Raw genomic sequence first — 18,992 nt, 5'->3', positions numbered from 1 at the left:
GTGCTCGAAAGAATTAAGGTTTGCTTCACGGAAAGCATTCAGACTCAGATTGCAGCGGCAGAAGCGCTGCCGGACGCCATCTCCCGTGCGGCGATGACGCTGGTGCAATCCCTGCTTAACGGCAACAAAATCCTCTGTTGTGGCAACGGCACATCGGCCGCCAACGCACAGCATTTTGCTGCCAGTATGATCAACCGTTTTGAAACTGAGCGTCCCAGTTTACCTGCCCTTGCACTTAATACCGATAATGTGGTCTTAACGGCGATTGCTAACGATCGTCTTCATGACGAGATCTACGCCAAGCAGGTCCGTGCGTTAGGACATGCCGGTGATGTTCTGCTGGCCATCTCCACGCGCGGCAACAGCCGTGACATCGTAAAAGCCGTTGAGGCTGCCGTCACCCGCGATATGACTATCGTCGCATTGACCGGCTACGATGGCGGCGAGCTGGCTGGGCTGCTGGGTCCGCATGACGTCGAGATCCGCATTCCTTCTCACCGCAGTGCGCGTATTCAGGAAATGCACATGCTGACGGTGAACTGTTTGTGCGATCTGATTGATAACACGCTTTTCCCTCACCAGGATGATTAAGGAGTTTACATGAAGGCATTTTCGCCCCTCGCAGTCCTTATTTCTGCACTGCTGCTTCAGGGATGTGTTGCTGCAGCGGTAGTGGGTACCGCGGCGGTTAGCACCAAAGCCGCAACTGACCCGCGTTCCGTGGGCACGCAGGTGGATGACAGTACGCTGGAGCTGCGCGTGAACAGCGCATTATCCAAAGACCAGCAGATCAAGAAAGACGCGCGCATTAACGTTACCGCTTATCAGGGCAAAGTGCTGCTGGCAGGCCAGGCACCGAATACCGAACTCGCCGCCCGCGCGAAGCAAATCGCAATGGGTGTAGAGGGAACGACCGAGGTGTTTAACGAAGTACGTCAGGGCCAGCCGATTGGCCTGGGAACGGCGTCGAACGATACCTGGATCACCACCAAAGTGCGCTCCCAGCTGTTGGGCAGCGATCAGGTTAAATCATCGAATGTGAAAGTGACTACCGAGAATGGCGAAGTGTTCCTGCTCGGCCTGGTAACCGACCGTGAAGGCAAAGCGGCGGCCGATCTTGCCAGCCGGGTGAGCGGCGTTAAGCACGTCACGACCGCCTTTACCTACCTGAAGTAATCCCGCCTGTTGCCCTCTCCGCATGGAGAGGGCCTTAAACATCACACTTCTCCCTGCGCCATCTCGCGTATTTTTGCCGAGGGAATAACGTTGACGCCTGCGGGCGACGCCGTCAGCGCCTCTTTGAGCATGACCTCTGCCACGTCGCGGGCATCAATCGACTTCCAGTTACCGGGCAACAGTTTAAACATCGGCGCAAACACCGATTCACTGAATCGGTGCTTCTCCCGATCCCCCAGCAGCATCGACGGACGCACAATGGTCAGCCGCTCCCACTTTTGGGCGATCAGCGCCTCTTCCATTTTGCCTTTTACCTTGTTGTAAAAGAACGGCGAGTGCGCGTTAGCGCCCATCGAGCTGACCACCAGCATGTGCTTTGCTCCCAGCCGCTTGCCGGTCAGCGCTGTATCCACCACCAGAGTGTAATCGGCATGGATAAAAGCCTCTTTGCTGCCCGCCTCGCGCTTCGTGGTGCCCAGACAGCAAAAGACGATATCCACCGGATCCTGAACCTGCGCCAGGGCATCGGTGAGCTGCGGATCGTGCGGGTTAAAGACCCCGTCGATGTCCCCCAACGGCCGCCGCGTCGGTGCAGCAATGTAGTTGACCTTCCGCTCCTGAATTAACATCCGCAGCAGGTGGCCCCCCACCAGACCGGTGGCGCCGGTAATTAAAACCTGACTCATGATTCCTCCTTTGCAGATTAGTCCGTATGCGATTTCATGCCTCTCGACCACACTTAGTAGTCTTATCGGTAAGTATTTACCACTCACCGAGAAAAATCTGTCTGAAGCCAAAACAACGAGGGAAACATGAGCAAGAAAATAGCGGTCTTGATCACCGACGAGTTTGAAGATTCAGAGTTCACCTCGCCTGCCGAGGCGTTTCGCCTGGCAGGACACGAGGTGATTACGATCGATAAAGAGGCTGGGAAAACGGTAAAAGGCCATAAAGGTGAGGCCAGCGTCACCATCGACAAGGCCATTGATGATGTGCGGCCGGCTGATTTTGATGCCCTGCTGCTGCCCGGCGGTCACTCCCCGGATACCCTGCGCGGCGACGAGCGCTTCGTTACCTTCACCCGCGATTTTGTCGCCTCCGGAAAGCCGGTGTTTGCCATCTGCCATGGCCCGCAGCTGCTGATCAGCGCCGAAGTGGTGCGCGGTCGTAAACTGACGGCTGTAAAGCCGATCGTTATCGATCTGAAAAACGCCGGTGCGGATTTTTACGATCAGGAGGTGGTGGTCGATAAAGATCAGCTGGTCACCAGCCGGACCCCGGACGATCTGCCGGCCTTTAATCGTGAGGCGCTGCGCTTACTCGGGGCGTAGCCAGTGCAGTTTTTTACCAAACCCCAGCGTGTTGTCAGTGAACTTAAGTTCGTCGAGGCGAATTTCCCATACCGGGGCTGACAGCGCGAGTGCCACCGGAAAGCGACGGTTATAGTGCTTACGCTGAGCGTCGCTTTCTTCCCCTTCCAGACGGCGAATTTCCCCTTTGAACTGCAGACCGCGGATTAGCGCCACGGTTTTCGGCTGTCCGTTGACCGTGCCCGCGACCTTCGCCTGTTTACCGGTCATCTGCGCGTGACGGGTTTTGTCTTCGCTCAGGACGTAGAACGCCACGTGCTGCGGATCGTAGTAGTAAAAGGCGTTGGCACACCACATCTCCTCTTCCTGGTGTACGCACCAGGTGACGACGTGCTGTTTCGCCAGCCAGCGGTTGATGGCGGCCAGAGTTTCCATTTCGCTTCTCTCTCGTGCTAAGGTGCGTTCACCTTAACATACTGAATCTGTCCACCGTGTGCTGGTTTCTCTATCTGGTCCGAACCGCTGATAATGCGCTGTATACCGGCATCACCACCGACGTCGCACGTCGTTTCCTGCAGCATCAAACGGGAAAAGGTGCCAAGGCGTTAAGAGGCAAAGGCGAACTGACGCTGGCATTTTCTGCCATCGTGGGTGAGCGCTCGCTTGCGCTGAGGCTGGAATACCGCATAAAGCAGCTGACGAAGCGCCAGAAAGAGCGCCTCGTCGCCGGAGATGGGTCGTTTGAGGCGCTACGTGAGAGCCTGCAAACGTCGCGGATTAAAAGCGATTAAAGTGGTCGTGGTACTCCACCAGGCCGCTGACGCCGTTCAGGGCATCATCCGCCAGACCGTGCAGCTGGAAAGCCATTTCGGTACCCGGCCAGCGGCAGTGCAGATCGTGATGCGCCGCATTCTCGAAGCCTAAACGGCTGTAAAACGCCGGATCGCCCAGCGTCACCACCGCTGCATAGCCAAACTCATTCAACGAATCGAGCCCTTCATAGACCAGCTGGCGCGCCAGACCTTGTCCACGGTAGGCTTCATCGACGGCCAGCGGTGCCATGCCAACCCACTGCAGCTCTTCGCCCTGCACGGTGACCGGGCTAAACGCCACGTAGCCCACCACCTGGCCTTCATCGTCGGTGGCGACCAGGCCCAGCGTAATCAGACCGTCTTCACGAAGATCCTGCACCAGCCGCGCTTCGCCGTCACTTTCGAACGTCCGGCGTAATAACGCATCGATACCCGGCGCATCGATCCCAATTTCAACTCGAATCAGCATGGCTCACCTACAGAAGTGTGTTTACTCTCCGGCGGCGTTTTTAAACCCGCCTCGACAAAATCGGCCATTTGCAGCAAAGCCACGCGCAGCGACTTTGGCATCTGCTCCAGTTCAATCGCATCCATCAGATTTTTGACGTACAGCCCCAGCTCCGTATCGCCTTCAATCACCAGACGACGCTGGAAAAAGAGCGTATCAGGATCCTGCTTGCGTGCCGCAATCATCAGCAGATCGCTGGCATTGGCGCTAAAACTGACGTCGGCATCGGCCGATTCACGTACGATCAGCCGACCGTTTTCAACCGAGGTATTCCAGCGCAGGCCAATATCCCGCACTTCGATACTTAGCCAGCGTCCTTCCAGAAACTCCAGCTCGCCCTCCGCCAGTGCCTGGCGAAATTGCCAGCTCAGCACCTGCTCCAGCACCTGGCGCTTCAGCGCAAAAGGTGCCAGCCTGACCGGCACGCTCAACAGCGACGGGCCGATGTGGACGAGACGTGAACGCAGTTTATCCAGCACGAGCATTACTCCCTGATATCTATAGTCCCAATATTTTGCCATATCCAGTCGACGGTATAGCGGCGTAAATCAACAAACTGACATCCGGCCTAATCCATTATTGGTGTCATCAATACGCCATTAGCTGCCTTAAATCAAAAATTGTCGCCAGATGGTTAACTAAAATCCCTGTTCGATAACAATTTTACCTCCCTCTGGGGCTGTAAACGTCAGGATAAATTATGGAGTTGCTCTGCCCTGCTGGAAATCTACCGGCGCTTAAGGCGGCCATCGAGAACGGTGCCGATGCGGTTTATATCGGACTAAAGGACGATACCAATGCCCGCCACTTCGCTGGACTGAATTTTACCGAGAAAAAACTGCAGGAAGCGGTGAGCTTTGTGCATCAGCATCGCCGCAAGCTGCACATCGCGATCAATACCTTTGCGCACCCGGACGGCTATCAGCGCTGGCAGCGGGCGGTGGATATGGCCGCCCAGCTGGGTGCCGATGCCCTGATCCTTGCCGACCTCGCCATGCTTGAGTATGCCGCTGAACGTTATCCGCATATTGAGCGCCATGTCTCGGTTCAGGCATCTGCCACCAATGAAGAGGCTATTCGCTTTTACCATCGTCACTTCGACGTGGCGCGCGTGGTGTTGCCGCGCGTGCTCTCAATTCATCAGGTTAAACAGCTGGCGCGCGTCACGCCCGTACCGCTGGAGGTGTTTGCTTTTGGCAGCCTGTGCATTATGGCCGAAGGACGCTGCTATCTGTCGTCTTACTTAACCGGCGAGTCGCCAAACACCGTGGGCGCCTGCTCTCCGGCCCGCTATGTGCGCTGGCAGCAAACACCGCAGGGGCTGGAATCACGCCTGAACGAGGTGCTGATCGACCGCTACCAGGACGATGAAAACGCAGGATACCCTACGCTGTGCAAAGGTCGCTATCGGGTGGATGGCGAGCTGTACCATGCCCTGGAAGAGCCGACCAGCCTGAACACGCTGGAACTGCTGCCGGAGCTGCTGGCGGCAAACATTGCGTCGGTGAAAATTGAAGGCCGCCAGCGCAGTCCGGCGTACGTCAGCCAGGTCGCGAAAGTGTGGCGCCAGGCGATCGATCGCTGCATGGCGGATCCACAGCGCTATGCCCCGCAGCCCGCCTGGATGGAGGCGCTCGGATCCTTGTCCGAAGGCACCCAGACCACCCTTGGCGCCTATCACCGTAAATGGCAGTGAGATAACGCATGAAATATTCATTAGGACCGGTGCTCTATTACTGGTCAAAAGAGACGCTGGAGGAATTTTACCAGCAGGCAGCGAACAGCCAGGCCGATGTGATTTATCTCGGCGAAGCGGTGTGCAGCAAGCGCCGCGCCACCAAAGTGGGCGACTGGCTGGAGATGGCAAAAAGCCTGGCGGACAGCGGCAAGCAGGTGGTGCTGTCAACGCTGGCGCTGGTGCAGGCTTCGTCCGAGCTGAATGAGCTGAAACGCTACGTCGATAACGGCGATTTTCTGCTGGAAGCCAGCGACCTGGGGGTGGTGAACCTGTGTGCCGAGCGCAAGCTGCCGTTTGTCGCCGGACATGCGCTGAACTGCTATAACGCCGTCACTCTGCGTCTGCTGCTCAAACAGGGCATGACCCGCTGGTGTATGCCCGTTGAGCTTTCCCGCGACTGGCTGGTGAATGTGCTGGCGCAGTGCGACGAGCTGGGCATCCGCAATCAGTTCGAAGTCGAGGTGCTGAGTTACGGGCATTTGCCACTGGCGTATTCCGCTCGCTGCTTCACGGCGCGTTCGGAAAACCTGCCGAAAGACGAATGCGAAACCTGCTGCATCAAATACCCTAACGGTCGCAGTGTGCTCTCGCAGGAAAACCAGCAGGTATTCGTACTGAACGGTATTCAGACCATGAGCGGCTACGTATATAACCTGGGCAACGAACTGGCCTCGATGAAAGGCCTGGTGGATATGGTTCGCCTGTCGCCGCTGGGCACCGACACCTTCGCGATGATCGATGCCTTCCGCGCCAATGAGAACGGCACTGCACCGCTGCCGCTGACCGCCAACAGCGAGTGCAACGGCTACTGGAAGCGGCTGGCCGGGCTGGAACTGCAGGTTTAAAAAAAGCTCACTTTGTTAACAACGGTTATTAATTTTTAATGCACTATTAAAAGATTCACCGTCGACAAAGTGAGCTGTTATGACTGATAAATCCATTCCGTTTTCGGTGCTGGACCTGGCACCGATCCCTCAGGGCTCCTCGGCACGCGTTGCCTTTACCCACTCTCTGGATCTTGCCCGCCTTGCTGAACAGCGCGGCTATCATCGCTACTGGCTGGCAGAACATCACAACATGGTGGGTATTGCCAGCGCAGCAACTTCGGTGCTGATTGGCTATCTGGCGGCTAATACCACCACGCTGCATTTAGGCTCAGGCGGTGTGATGCTGCCCAACCATTCACCGCTGGTCATCGCCGAACAGTTTGGCACGCTGAATACGCTCTATCCCGGCCGTATCGATTTGGGTCTGGGCCGCGCACCAGGTAGCGATCAGCCCACCATGCGAGCCTTGCGCCGGCATATGAGCGGCGATATCGACAACTTCCCGCGTGATGTGGCCGAGCTGGTGGACTGGTTTGATGCCCGTGACCCCGACCCGCAGGTGCGTCCGGTGCCCGGCTACGGCGAGCAGGTCCCGGTCTGGCTGTTGGGGTCGAGCTTATACAGCGCCCAGCTGGCGGCACAGCTCGGCCTGCCGTTTGCGTTCGCCTCACACTTTGCCCCGGATATGCTGCACCAGGCGCTGCATCTGTATCGCACAAACTTCAAACCGTCTGAGCGACTGGAAAAACCCTACGCAATGGTGTGCATCAACATCATTGCAGCAGACAGTAACCGCGATGCGGAATTCCTGTTTACCTCTATGCAGCAGGCCTTTATGAAGTTGCGCCGTGGCGAAACGGGTCAGCTACCACCGCCAGTGGAGAATATGCATCAGCTGTGGTCGGCGTCCGAACAGTATGGCGTCCAGCAGGCGCTGAGTATGTCGCTGGTGGGGGATAAGGCCAAAGTGCGTCACGGACTGGAAGCGGTGCTGCGCGAAACGCAGGCGGACGAGATCATGGTAAACGGGCAGATTTTCGATCATCAGGCACGGCTGTATTCGTTTGATCTGGCGATGCAGGTGAAAGAAGCGTTGTTGGGTTAGCGCGATTTGCTGCCCTCTCCTACACGGAGAGGGCAAAAAGAGGCGTTACTGATAAACAGGTAACAGATTAAAACTCGACAGAACGTGCACCAGTGCGTTGCCAACCCCAAACACCAGAATCAGCGCAATCATCGGCTTCCCACCCCAGACGCGGAATTTTGGGCTGCCGAAGCGTTTACGTGATTTCCGTGCCAGCAGCGCCGGTACAATCGCCGCCCAGATCGTCGCCGCCAGGCCCGCATAGCCGATGGCATACAGGAAACCGTTCGGCCACAGCAGGCCGCCGATCACCGGCGGCAGGAAGGTCAGGAGCGCGGTTTTCAGACGCCCCAGCGCAGAATCATCAAAGCCAAACAGATCCGCCAGATAGTCAAACAGGCCCAGCGTTACGCCAAGAAAAGAGCTCGCCACGGCAAAGTTGGAGAATACCACCAGCAGCAGATCCAGGCTTCGGCTGTTCAGCACCCCACTCAGCGCCTGCACCAGTACATCAATGTTGCCCCCCTTCTGCGCAATACCGATAAATTCCGGACGCGGGATGTTACCCATCGTCCCCAGCAGCCAGATCACATACAGCCCCAGTGCCAGCAGCGTACCGTACACCAGGCAGCGGATGATGGTGCGCGGATCTTTACCATAATACTTCATCAGGCTCGGCACGTTACCGTGATAGCCAAACGACGCCAGGCAGAACGGCAGGGTCATCAGCAGATACGGGGAGTAAGAGGTATTGCTCTCGGCCACATTAAACAACGTAGTGGGCGTGACATGCCCCAGCAAGCTGCCGAAGGTCAGGAAAAAGGTGATGACCTTGGCACCGAGAACAATCGCCGTCATCCGGCTAACTGCTTTCGTGCTCATCCAGACGATGAAGGCCACCGCCAGAGCGAACACCAAACCCGCCAGTCGCGCCGGAACATCCAGCGACATCTCTGAGAAGGTATGGTGCAGAATCGAGCCGCTCGCAGAGATATAGGCGTAGGTCAGAATATAGAGCACGAAGGCTATCGAAATGCCGTTCACAATGTTCCAGCGTTTACCCAGCAGGTCGCGAGTAATGGTGTCGAAGCTCGACCCAATGCGGTAGTTCAGGTTCGCTTCGAGGATCATCAGGCCCGAATGCAGCATACAGAACCAGGTAAATACCAGTGCCGCCAGCGACCAGAAGAACCACGCCCCGGACATCACCACCGGCAGGGAGAACATGCCTGCACCAATGATTGTGCCGCCGATGATCACCACACCGCCGAGCAGCGAGGGTGAGGTTTGGGTGGTGGTTAGTGTCGCCATACAGCCAATACTCCAGTGAATAATGTTGCTACCGAATGTTAATGCGTCGCACTGTACCAGTACAAGAGTACAAAAGAAATAAAAAAAGCCCCGATAAAAATATCGGGGCTGTATAGATTACTTTACGTCAGAAGCGTAAGGCTTACGCGTCACGACGACGGGTAGGAGCACCGCCATCTTCGCGACGTGGGCCGCGGTTTTCGCGACGCTCACCGCTGAAGCGGCCTGCACCTGCCGGTGCTGCGCCATCACGACGAGGACCACGACCACCTTCACGACGCTCGCCGCCGCCGAAGCTACGACGTTCGCCAGCAGGACGATCGCCTTCGCGACGAGGTCCACGGTCAGGACGCGGCTGGGCATCACCCATCAGCTGCATGTTCATCGGCTTGTTCAGGATGCGGGTACGGGTAAAGTGCTGCAGAACCTCGCCCGGCATGCCTTTTGGCAGCTCGATGGTAGAGTGAGTACCGAACAGCTTGATGTTACCGATGTAACGGCTGCTGATGTCGCCTTCGTTAGCGATAGCGCCAACGATGTGACGAACTTCAACACCATCATCACGGCCCACTTCAATGCGGTAAAGTTCCATCTCGCCAGCATCACGACGTTCACGACGTGGACGGTCTTCACCTGCAGCACCCGCTGCACGTTCAGGACGGTCGCCACGTGGACCACGATCGTTACGGTCACCACGGTCATTACGATCGCGACGCTCGAAACGCTCATCACGTTCACGGAATTCACGCTTAGGACGCATTGGTGCATCTGCTGGAACGATCAGAGCGCGTTCGCCCTGAGCCATTTTCAGCAGTGCTGCAGCCAGCGTTTCAACGTCCAGCTCTTCGCCTTCTACGCTCGGCTTAATTTGCGTCAGCAGCGCACGGTACTGATCCAGATCGCTGCTTTCCAGCTGCTGCTGTACTTTCGCGGCGAACTTCTCCAGACGGCGTTTGCCCAGCAGCTCTGCGTTTGGCAGGTCTGCTTCTGGAATGGTCAGCTTCATGGTGCGTTCAATGTTACGCAGCAGACGACGCTCGCGGTTCTCAACGAACAGCAGCGCACGGCCAGCACGACCCGCACGACCGGTACGACCGATACGGTGAACGTAAGACTCGGAATCCATTGGGATGTCGTAGTTTACAACCAGGCTGATACGTTCAACGTCCAGACCACGTGCTGCCACGTCGGTTGCAATCAGGATGTCCAGACGGCCGTCTTTCAGACGTTCCAGAGTCTGCTCACGCAGGGACTGGTTCATGTCGCCGTTCAGCGCTGCGCTGTTATAGCCGCTACGCTCCAGTGCTTCTGCCACTTCCAGGGTCGCATTTTTGGTACGAACGAAGATAATCGCCGCATCAAAATCTTCTGCTTCCAGGAAACGCACCAGCGCTTCGTTCTTACGCATGCCATGTACAGACCAGAAAGTCTGGCTGATGTCCGGGCGAGTGGTTACGCTGGACTGGATACGCACTTCCTGCGGATCCTTCATGAAGCGACGGGTAATACGACGAATCGCTTCTGGCATGGTTGCAGAGAACAGAGCGGTCTGATGACCTTCTGGGATCTGCGCCATAATAGTTTCTACGTCTTCGATGAAGCCCATGCGGAGCATTTCGTCAGCTTCATCCAGTACCAGACCGCTCAGTTTAGAGAGATCCAGCGTACCGCGTTTCAGGTGATCCAGCAGACGACCCGGCGTACCGACGACGATCTGTGGGCCCTGACGCAGGGCGCGTAACTGCACGTCATAACGCTGGCCGCCGTACAGGGCAACCACGTTTACGCCGCGCATATGTTTAGAGAACTCAGTCATTGCTTCCGCAACCTGAACAGCCAGTTCACGGGTCGGAGCCAGGACGAGGATCTGCGGTGCACGCAGATCGGGATCGATGTTGTTCAGCAGCGGCAGCGAGAACGCCGCAGTTTTACCGCTACCAGTCTGGGCCATGCCCAGCACGTCACGACCAGACAGCAAATGCGGGATACATTCTGCCTGGATCGGAGATGGTTTTTCGTAACCCAGATCGTTAAGGGATTCAAGGATAGGAGCCTTCAGGCCCAGATCTGCAAAAGTGGTTTCGAATTCAGCCATGTAGTACAAGTGCCTCGATATTAATGGCGGCCAGTCTACATAACTCGTCGTGAAAATGATTAGCAATTTTCATTGAAAAGTGTGAACCGGCTCAAAGTAGGTGTATTGACGAACAACAACGCCCTCACCCGTTAAGATGATGGCAATCAAAAAAAATGATTACGGGCTGATGTGTTGACGTCAGCTATTGCTGGTCCGATTCTGCCAGGTCGTCATGCTCCTGGCCCAAGAGCGATAATTCCAACAATGCATAACGGTGCTCAACATAGTTGTGTACGTTGTTAGCAACCGCTAATTTGAACAGTGCCGTGGCGCTGTCCATATCCCCCAGACTTAGGTAGTACTTACCTAAATAGAAGTTGGTTTCACTGAGATGCTCAGCGAGCGAGGTGTTATCCGTTGCGTCCGCCTTGAGGCGTTCCATCAGCGTTGCTTCGCTAATGTTCCCCAGGTAGAACTCGACAATATTCCATCCCCATTGTTCCTTGTCCGATTTGTCGAAGCGCTGATTTAACGCCTCTTTTGCCTGCTTCGGATCGAGCTTCTGCTCAACGACGTAAAGCCACAGGCTACGGAAAGGATCATTAGGATCGTCTTGATAAAACGCCAGCAGATCATCTTGCGCTAGCTTGTCACGACCGCCGTAATAGAGGGCGATACCGCGATTCAAGTGCGCGTAGTTGTAAGTTGGATCAAGCTCAAGTACAGAATCAAACGCTTCATAGGCAGCATCAAAATTGCCTGCCTGCGTTAAATAAATGCCTAAGTAATTGAATACTTCCGGCATATCCGGTCGGATCGCTAACGCTTGTGAAAAATCATTTCGCGCCAGTGCCCTCAGACCGAGACTATCATACAACACTCCGCGCTCATATAAAAGCTGTGCGCGTTCATCATCGGTTAAAGCCCGACTGGCAAGAATTTGTTCCATGCGTGCCAGAATCACTTCCTGCTGCAAAGTCGGTTGCAGTGGCACTGCGAGGACTTCACTTTTACGCCAGGCAGAGTTGCTGCATCCTGCCAGCGTCAAAGCTGTCGCAACGAAACACCAGCGCAGAAAAGGCTTCATTTCCCACTCCCGAAGACAACTATTGGATGAACGTCCTGTCCCCCGGCGGCTCAACAAGGCGTCCTGCCTGATAACAAGCCCTCCGCATACGCGGAGGGCAAACGGCAAGCTTACTCGCCCTGTTGGCTAGCCGGAGCTTCCGGCGCAGCGGTAGGGGACTGCTCGGTCGCTTCTTTAATGCTCAGACGGATACGGCCCTGGCGGTCAACTTCCAGAACTTTAACCGGTACTTCCTGATTCATCTGCAGGTAATCGGTCACTTTCTCAACGCGCTTGTCAGCGATCTGAGAGATGTGAACCAGACCTTCTTTACCGCCACCGATGGCAACGAATGCGCCAAAGTCAACGATACGGGTCACTTTACCATTGTAGATGCGGCCCACTTCGATCTCTGCAGTGATCTCTTCGATACGACGGATAGCGAATTTCGCTTTTTCACCGTCGGTCGCTGCGATCTTCACAGTACCGTCATCTTCGATTTCGATGGTGGTGCCGGTCTCTTCGGTCAGAGCACGGATAACAGAACCGCCTTTACCGATCACGTCTTTGATCTTGTCCGGGCTGATCTTAATGGTGTGGATACGAGGTGCGAACTGAGAAATATCGCCACGTGGCGCGTTAATCGCCTGTTCCATCACGCTCAGGATGTGCAGACGCGCACCTTTAGCCTGGTTCAGTGCAGCGTGCATGATCTCTTTGGTGATACCTTCAATTTTGATATCCATCTGCAGCGCAGAGATACCGTCGCGGGAACCCGCCACTTTGAAGTCCATATCACCCAGGTGATCTTCATCGCCCAGGATGTCAGACAGAACCACGAAGTTCTCGCCTTCTTTCACCAGACCCATTGCGATACCCGCAACAGCGGCTTTGATCGGCACGCCTGCATCCATCAGCGCCAGAGATGCGCCACATACGGAAGCCATGGAAGAAGAACCGTTAGATTCGGTGATTTCAGAAACCACACGAACGGTGTACGGGAATTTGTCAGAATCTGGCATTACAGCCAGTACGCCGCGCTTCGCCAGACGACCGTGACCAATTTCACGACGCTTCGGCGAGCCAACCATACCGGTTTCACCTACGCAGTACGGAGGGAAGTTGTAGTGGAACAGGAAGCTGTCAGTGCGATCGCCCATCAGTTCGTCGATGTTCTGCGCGTCACGTGCAGTACCCAGAGTCGCGGTAACCAGCGCCTGAGTTTCGCCACGGGTGAACAGTGCAGAACCGTGAGTACGTGGCAGCACGCCAGTACGCACATCCAGACCACGGATCATGTCTTTTTCACGGCCATCGATACGCGGCTCGCCTGCCAGAACGCGGCTACGAACAACGTTTTTCTCGATAGCGTGCAGAATTTCGCCCAGCTCGTTAGCGTCCAGGGATTCATCTTCTGCAACCAGTGCCGCAATGGCTTCAGCTTTGATGACGTCAACCTGCGCATAACGCGCTTGTTTGTCAGTGATGCGGTATGCATCGCTCAGACGTGCTTCAGCCTGGGCTGCAACGCGCGCGTTCAGCGCTTCGTTCACTGCTTCTGGCTGCCAGTCCCAACGTGGTTTACCGGCTTCTTTCACCAGTTCGTTGATGTTCTGGATAACGATCTGCTGCTGCTCGTGGCCAAAGACCACAGCGCCCAGCATCTGGTCTTCGCTCAGCAGTTCTGCTTCGGATTCAACCATCAGTACTGCAGCTTCGGTACCGGCAACAACCAGGTCCAGCTTACTTTCTTTCAGCTCATCCTGAGTTGGGTTCAGAACGTACTGGTCATTGATGTAACCCACACGTGCAGAACCAATTGGGCCGTTGAACGGAAGACCAGACAGTGACAGGGCCGCAGAGGCACCGATCATCGCCACGATATCCGGGTTAACCTGTGGGTTAACGGAAACAACGGTAGCAATAACCTGAACTTCGTTAATGAAACCTTCCGGGAACAGCGGGCGAACCGGGCGGTCAATCAGACGCGCAATCAGGGTTTCGCCTTCGCTTGGACGGCCTTCACGACGGAAGAAGCCACCCGGGATTTTACCAGCAGCGTAAGTACGCTCCTGATAGTTAACGGTCAGCGGGAAGAAGTCCTGGCCCGGCTTGGTTTTTTTCTGGCCTACCACGGTCACGAATACAGCAGTGTCATCCATGCTAACCATAACGGCAGCAGTGGCCTGACGCGCCATCATACCGGTTTCCAGCGTAACGGTGTGCTGACCGTACTGGAATTTGCGAACGATCGGATTCAGCAAGATTCTGTCCTTTCTTAAATGAATGACAGCACACCAGAGGCGTGCTGACGTTAAAACAGGACCTTCTTCGCATCCTCGCGACTAATGACAACCTTAACCCAAATGGGTAAAGCCTCTCATTAGCCGCGCGAACCTCTGCAATGAAGATCATTGATAGCAACAATACATTAGTTTCCAGTGAATTGCTGCGGCCTGGTTGAAAAAAGGGGCCATAAGGCCCCCTTTTCTGAAACTCGCAAGACTTAGCGACGCAGACCCAGACGCTCGATCAGCGCGGTGTAGCGTGCAACATCTTTACGTTTCAGGTAGTCGAGCAGTTTACGACGCTGAGAAACCATACGCAGCAGACCACGACGGCTGTGGTGATCTTTTTTGTGCTCTGCAAAGTGACCCTGCAGGTGGTTAATCTGTGCAGTCAGCAGTGCAACCTGAACTTCGGTAGAACCACTGTCGTTAGCATCACGACCAAACTCAGAAACGATTTTAGCTTTAGCTTCAACGCTTAGAGACATTTTAAAACTCCAAAGTATAAAGAATGTAAGGATGCCGATCTCTAATTCAGCTATCCCATGTATAACGCTCGCCAATTGTTAAACAATTTGCCAGACGTTAAGCGGCAATATTCTACCCGCCTCCCCTGCTTATCGCAAGGTAAGCCGTCAGCTTATGCCGGATATTCAACCACCAGACGACGCGGAGCAACGCGCCCTTCGTCGTCAATTTCACCCATGCCGATAAAGGCGTTGTGCTCACCTTCCGTCACCCGCACCAGCCCTTGATAAGGGACGTCAGGCGTGCGAACCGGATTACCGTTTTTAAAGTACACGGACGAGGTTAACGGCAGATTCACCACCGGGTAGTCCGACGCCGGACTGTCCATTGGCATCAGCAGCGGATCCAGTAAATCAGCTGCCGGGATGTCCTGCTCCTGCGCCTGTTCAACCAGCGCATGCAACTGCTCCAGCGTGACCATACGTTCCGCCGGATATTTACTCACGGCCAGACGGCGCAGATAAATAACGTGCGCACCACAGCCCAGTTTTTCACCCAGATCGTCGATGATGGTGCGGATGTAAGTGCCTTTTGAACAGTGCACTTCCAGTTCCAGCTCATCACCTTCGTGACGAATAAACAGCAGTTCATAGACCGTGATTGGGCGGGCTTCGCGCGGCACGTCGATACCCTGACGCGCGTATTCGTAGAGTTTCTTGCCCTGATATTTCAGCGCAGAGTACATCGACGGTACTTGCTGGATGTCGCCACGGAAACTGTCCAGAGCCGCATCAAGCTGCTCAGCAGTGAACGTCACTGGACGCTCTTCAACGACCAAACCATCCGCATCGGAGGTATCGGTGCGTTGACCCAGCTTCGCAATCACGCGGTAGCGCTTGTCCGAATCCAGCAGATACTGGGAAAACTTCGTCGCTTCGCCCAGGCAAACCGGCAGCATGCCCGTCGCCAGCGGATCCAGCGCGCCGGTATGCCCGGCACGGTTGGCATTATAGAGACGCTTTACTTTTTGCAGCACGTCGTTGCTGGAGGCCCCCTGAGGTTTATCCAGCAACAGGACGCCGTGCACGTCGCGACCGCGACGACGAGGACGACTCATCAGTCCTCCTTGCTATCGTCCGGGTTTACACGACGCTCATCATCCTGTTTCACCACGCTGGTGACCAGGTTGGACATGCGCATCCCTTCGACCAGTGAGTTGTCGTAGAAGAAGGTCAGTTCCGGCACGATACGCAGGCGCATCGCTTTGCCGAGCAGAGAGCGGATAAAGCCAGACGCATCCTGCAGTGCCTTGATGCCGAGCTTAACTGCCGCTTCATCTTTATCGTTCAGGAAGGTCACGAACACTTTGGCATAGGCCAGATCGCGAGACACTTCAACACCGGATACGGTCGTCATCATGCCCAGGCGCGGGTCTTTAATTTCGCGCTGCAGGATGATAGCGATCTCTTTTTGCATCTCCTGGGAAACGCGCTGTGGGCGACCAAATTCTTTCGCCATAATAAATTCTCCAGACAAAAAAGGGGCTAAAAGCCCCTTTTGATAATTCTTGCCGGGTGGCGCTTCGCTTACCCGGCCTTGATTCCATTAATCTTGTGAAGATTAATCGATGCTACGTTTGATCTCGATGATTTCGAACACTTCGATCATGTCGCCAACGCGAACGTCGTTGTAGTTCTTAACGCCGATACCACATTCCATGCCGTTACGGACTTCGTTAACGTCATCTTTGAAGCGGCGCAGGGATTCCAGCTCGCCTTCATAGATAACCACGTTGTCGCGCAGTACGCGGATTGGGTTGTGACGTTTGATCGTGCCTTCGGTAACCATACAGCCCGCGATTGCACCGAATTTCGGTGATTTGAACACGTCGCGCACTTCAGCCAGACCGATGATCTGCTGTTTCAGTTCCGGAGACAGCATGCCGCTCATCGCCGCTTTCACTTCGTCGATCAGATGATAGATGACGGAGTAGTAGCGCAGATCCAGGCTTTCGGAGTCGATAACTTTACGCGCAGATGCGTCAGCACGTACGTTAAAGCCAACCAGAATTGCGTTGGAAGCCGCAGCCAGGGTTGCGTCGGTTTCGGTGATACCACCTACGCCAGAACCGATGATCTTCACTTTCACTTCGTCGGTAGACAGTTTCAGTAAGGAATCGGAAATCGCTTCTACGGAACCCTGAACGTCTGCCTTCAGTACGACGTTCACTTCGTGAACTTCGCCTTCGGTCATGTTGGCGAACATGTTCTCGAGTTTGGATTTCTGCTGACGAGCCAGCTTAACTTCACGGAATTTGCCCTGACGATACAGTGCAACTTCACGCGCTTTTTTCTCGTCACGCACAACGGTCACTTCATCACCGGCTGCCGGAACACCGGACAGACCCAGGATTTCCACCGGAATGGACGGACCCGCTTCCAGAACTTCACGACCCAGTTCGTCACGCATTGCACGAACACGGCCATATTCGAAGCCACACAGCACGATATCGCCCTTGTTCAGGGTACCTTCGCGAACCAGAACGGTTGCGACCGGGCCACGGCCTTTATCCAGGAAGGATTCGATTACCGCGCCGCTCGCCATACCGTTGCGAACCGCTTTCAGCTCCAGAACTTCAGCCTGCAGCAGGATAGCGTTCAGCAGGTCATCAATACCGGTACCCACTTTTGCAGATACTGGGATGAACTGAGACTCACCGCCCCACTCTTCCGGCATAACACCGTACTGGGACAGCTCGTTTTTAACGCGATCCATGTCCGCTTCAGGCTTATCGATTTTGTTCACTGCAACAACAACCGGCACCTGCGCCGCTTTCGCGTGCTGGATAGCTTCGATAGTCTGTGGCATCACGCCATCGTCTGCTGCTACAACCAGAACAACGATATCCGTTGCCTGAGCACCACGAGCACGCATCGAGGTAAACGCGGCGTGACCCGGGGTATCCAGGAAGGTGATCATCCCGTTGTCAGTTTCAACGTGATAAGCACCGATGTGCTGGGTAATGCCGCCCGCTTCGCCAGAGGCGACTTTCGTGGAACGAATGTAGTCCAGCAGAGAGGTTTTACCGTGGTCAACGTGACCCATGATGGTTACAACCGGTGCGCGGGCTTCTGCCGCTGCGCCAGTGTCACGGTCGCTCATTACCGCTTCTTCCAGCTCGTTTTCACGACGCAGGATAACTTTGTGGCCCATCTCTTCGGCAACCAGCTGTGCGGTTTCCTGGTCGATAACCTGGTTGATGGTGGCCATTGCGCCCAGCTTCATCATCGCTTTGATGACCTGAGAGCCTTTAACCGCCATCTTGTTAGCCAGTTCGCCAACAGTGATGGTTTCGCCGATCACAACGTCACGGTTAACGGCCTGCGCTGGCTTCTGGAAGCCCTGCTGCAGTGCGGAACCTTTACGTTTGCCGCCTTTACCACCGCGTCCCGCTGCACGTGCTTCTTCACGGTCAGCTTTAGACTCAGAGTGCTTGTTACCTTTCTTCTGAGGACGGGCAGCTTTTGTCGCAGTACGCGCACGGCTACGACCCGCTTCAACTTCACGGTCGTTTTCGTCTTCAGCCTGGCGTGCGTGCTGAGAAGTGGTGACGTGATAATCGCTCTTATCCTCTTCACCTTTAGCTTTCTCTTGCTCTGCCCACACACCGGCATTTTCTTCCGCCATACGGCGGGCTTCTTCAGCAACACGACGCGCATCTTCTTCAAGCTTGCGGCGTGCTTCTTCTTCGGCTTTACGCTTAAGATCGGCTGCTTCGTTTTCGCGACGGGCTTTATCCGTTTGGGCAGTTTTGGTCATATCGTCAGTCTGTTGATTGCTCACTTTGTCTTTTTCCGCAGCTTCGCGCTTCGCTTTATCACTGGCGTCGCGCTTCGCTTTTTCTGCGGCCTCACGTTCAGCTTTTAATTCTGCCTCACGCTTAGCGGTTGCTTCCGCCTCACGCTTAGCTTGGTCTTCCGCTTCACGCTGCGCCTGCTCTTCCGCGGCAAGGCGTTCAGCCTCTTGCGGATCACGTTTTACAAAGGTGCGTGTCTTGCGGACTTCGATTTGTACCGATTTGCTTTTTCCACCGGTACCAGGAACGTTTAACGTACTGCGCGTTTTGCGCTGTAACGTCAGTTTGTCAGGCGCCGAACCGTGTTCACGGTTCAGGTGCGATAACAAGGTTTGTTTCTCTTGCGCGGTCACTGAGTCATCAGCGGCTTTCGGGATCCCTGCATCAGCAAATTGCTGTACCAGGCGATCCACGGAGGTCTGAATTTCAGCAGCCAGCGTTTTTACAGTTACATCAGTCATGCTGTTCCTT

General features: G+C 55.3%; 20 protein-coding genes. 7 read left to right on the top strand and 13 right to left on the bottom strand.

The features are described 5' to 3' along the window. Both diaA and dolP read left to right on the top strand, forming a co-directional pair. Entirely contained in the window at positions 1-591 is a 591-nt protein-coding gene (diaA, locus tag M8014_RS21500; protein ID WP_271284396.1) for a DnaA initiator-associating protein DiaA, read from the top strand. Positions 592-600: 9 nt separating this feature from the next. Continuing rightward, on the top strand, positions 601-1,176 hold the full coding sequence (gene dolP / locus M8014_RS21495) for a division/outer membrane stress-associated lipid-binding lipoprotein (protein WP_271268279.1): 576 nt from the start codon (positions 601-603) through the stop codon (positions 1,174-1,176). Positions 1,177-1,217: 41 nt separating this feature from the next. Here the strand turns inward: dolP and M8014_RS21490 are convergent, their stop codons facing one another. Continuing rightward, positions 1,218-1,862: an NAD(P)H-binding protein gene (locus M8014_RS21490; protein WP_271284395.1), complete on the bottom strand. Its 645-nt coding sequence runs from the start codon at positions 1,860-1,862 to the stop codon at positions 1,218-1,220. Positions 1,863-1,988: 126 nt separating this feature from the next. Between M8014_RS21490 and M8014_RS21485 the strand changes: the two genes are divergently transcribed. After that, positions 1,989-2,507, top strand: a complete 519-nt coding sequence (locus tag M8014_RS21485) for a type 1 glutamine amidotransferase domain-containing protein (RefSeq protein ID WP_271284394.1) — start codon at positions 1,989-1,991, stop codon at positions 2,505-2,507. Here M8014_RS21485 and M8014_RS21480 read toward each other — a convergent pair. After that, on the bottom strand, positions 2,493-2,921 hold the full coding sequence (locus M8014_RS21480) for a YhbP family protein (protein WP_271284393.1): 429 nt from the start codon (positions 2,919-2,921) through the stop codon (positions 2,493-2,495). The genes M8014_RS21485 and M8014_RS21480 overlap by 15 nt on opposite strands. 14 nt (positions 2,922-2,935) lie before the next feature. Between M8014_RS21480 and M8014_RS21475 the strand changes: the two genes are divergently transcribed. Further along, positions 2,936-3,277 carry a GIY-YIG nuclease family protein gene (locus tag M8014_RS21475; protein WP_271284392.1) on the top strand — a complete coding sequence of 114 codons (342 nt, stop codon included), beginning with the start codon at positions 2,936-2,938 and terminating at the stop codon, positions 3,275-3,277. On the opposite strand, the gene M8014_RS21470 is transcribed toward M8014_RS21475, so the two are convergent. Both M8014_RS21470 and ubiT read right to left on the bottom strand, forming a co-directional pair. Beyond that, on the bottom strand, positions 3,264-3,767 hold the full coding sequence (locus tag M8014_RS21470; protein WP_271284391.1) for a GNAT family N-acetyltransferase: 504 nt from the start codon (positions 3,765-3,767) through the stop codon (positions 3,264-3,266). The genes M8014_RS21475 and M8014_RS21470 overlap by 14 nt on opposite strands. Continuing rightward, positions 3,761-4,285: a ubiquinone anaerobic biosynthesis accessory factor UbiT gene (ubiT, locus tag M8014_RS21465; protein ID WP_271284390.1), complete on the bottom strand. Its 525-nt coding sequence runs from the start codon at positions 4,283-4,285 to the stop codon at positions 3,761-3,763. The genes M8014_RS21470 and ubiT overlap by 7 nt, the downstream gene beginning before the upstream one ends. Before the next feature lie 221 nt (positions 4,286-4,506). Between ubiT and ubiU the strand changes: the two genes are divergently transcribed. The 3 genes from ubiU to M8014_RS21450 all read left to right on the top strand — a co-directional run bounded on the left by ubiU (position 4,507) and on the right by M8014_RS21450 (position 7,476). After that, complete coding sequence (gene ubiU / locus M8014_RS21460; RefSeq protein WP_271284389.1) at positions 4,507-5,502, top strand: ubiquinone anaerobic biosynthesis protein UbiU; 996 nt, start codon at positions 4,507-4,509, stop codon at positions 5,500-5,502. Between the two features lie 8 nt (positions 5,503-5,510). Then, entirely contained in the window at positions 5,511-6,389 is an 879-nt protein-coding gene (locus tag M8014_RS21455) for a U32 family peptidase (protein ID WP_271284388.1), read from the top strand. Between the two features lie 79 nt (positions 6,390-6,468). Continuing rightward, the gene (locus M8014_RS21450; protein WP_271284387.1) at positions 6,469-7,476 is read left to right on the top strand and encodes a luciferase-like monooxygenase; all 1,008 of its coding nucleotides are present in this window, start codon (positions 6,469-6,471) and stop codon (positions 7,474-7,476) included. A gap of 45 nt (positions 7,477-7,521) precedes the next feature. Here the strand turns inward: M8014_RS21450 and mtr are convergent, their stop codons facing one another. The 9 genes from mtr to infB form a co-directional block, all read right to left on the bottom strand. Next, positions 7,522-8,766: a tryptophan permease gene (gene mtr / locus M8014_RS21445; protein WP_271284386.1), complete on the bottom strand. Its 1,245-nt coding sequence runs from the start codon at positions 8,764-8,766 to the stop codon at positions 7,522-7,524. A 142-nt stretch (positions 8,767-8,908) separates the two neighbouring features. Next, entirely contained in the window at positions 8,909-10,861 is a 1,953-nt protein-coding gene (locus M8014_RS21440; RefSeq protein WP_271284385.1) for a DEAD/DEAH family ATP-dependent RNA helicase, read from the bottom strand. Next, the gene (yrbN, locus tag M8014_RS21435) at positions 10,854-10,934 is read right to left on the bottom strand and encodes a protein YrbN (RefSeq protein WP_097919743.1); all 81 of its coding nucleotides are present in this window, start codon (positions 10,932-10,934) and stop codon (positions 10,854-10,856) included. The genes M8014_RS21440 and yrbN overlap by 8 nt, the downstream gene beginning before the upstream one ends. A gap of 111 nt (positions 10,935-11,045) precedes the next feature. After that, on the bottom strand, positions 11,046-11,930 hold the full coding sequence (gene nlpI, locus M8014_RS21430; RefSeq protein WP_271284384.1) for a lipoprotein NlpI: 885 nt from the start codon (positions 11,928-11,930) through the stop codon (positions 11,046-11,048). Between the two features lie 110 nt (positions 11,931-12,040). Continuing rightward, positions 12,041-14,173 carry a polyribonucleotide nucleotidyltransferase gene (gene pnp, locus M8014_RS21425; protein WP_271284383.1) on the bottom strand — a complete coding sequence of 711 codons (2,133 nt, stop codon included), beginning with the start codon at positions 14,171-14,173 and terminating at the stop codon, positions 12,041-12,043. A gap of 242 nt (positions 14,174-14,415) precedes the next feature. Continuing rightward, a complete protein-coding gene (gene rpsO / locus M8014_RS21420; RefSeq protein WP_032614416.1) occupies positions 14,416-14,685 on the bottom strand; it encodes a 30S ribosomal protein S15 in 270 nt (89 codons plus the stop codon). A gap of 152 nt (positions 14,686-14,837) precedes the next feature. Then, entirely contained in the window at positions 14,838-15,782 is a 945-nt protein-coding gene (gene truB, locus M8014_RS21415) for a tRNA pseudouridine(55) synthase TruB (RefSeq protein ID WP_271284382.1), read from the bottom strand. Then, entirely contained in the window at positions 15,782-16,183 is a 402-nt protein-coding gene (rbfA, locus tag M8014_RS21410) for a 30S ribosome-binding factor RbfA (protein ID WP_271268294.1), read from the bottom strand. Before rbfA ends, truB begins: the two co-directional genes overlap by 1 nt. 102 nt (positions 16,184-16,285) lie before the next feature. Then, positions 16,286-18,982, bottom strand: a complete 2,697-nt coding sequence (infB, locus tag M8014_RS21405) for a translation initiation factor IF-2 (RefSeq protein ID WP_271284381.1) — start codon at positions 18,980-18,982, stop codon at positions 16,286-16,288. Between the last annotated feature and the right edge of the window lie 10 nt (positions 18,983-18,992).

The sequence above is a fragment of the Silvania hatchlandensis genome, assembly GCF_025564065.1.
Classification (GTDB): Bacteria; Pseudomonadota; Gammaproteobacteria; order Enterobacterales; family Enterobacteriaceae; genus Enterobacter; species Enterobacter hatchlandensis.
This window is presented reverse-complemented; position numbering and strand designations above follow the sequence as displayed.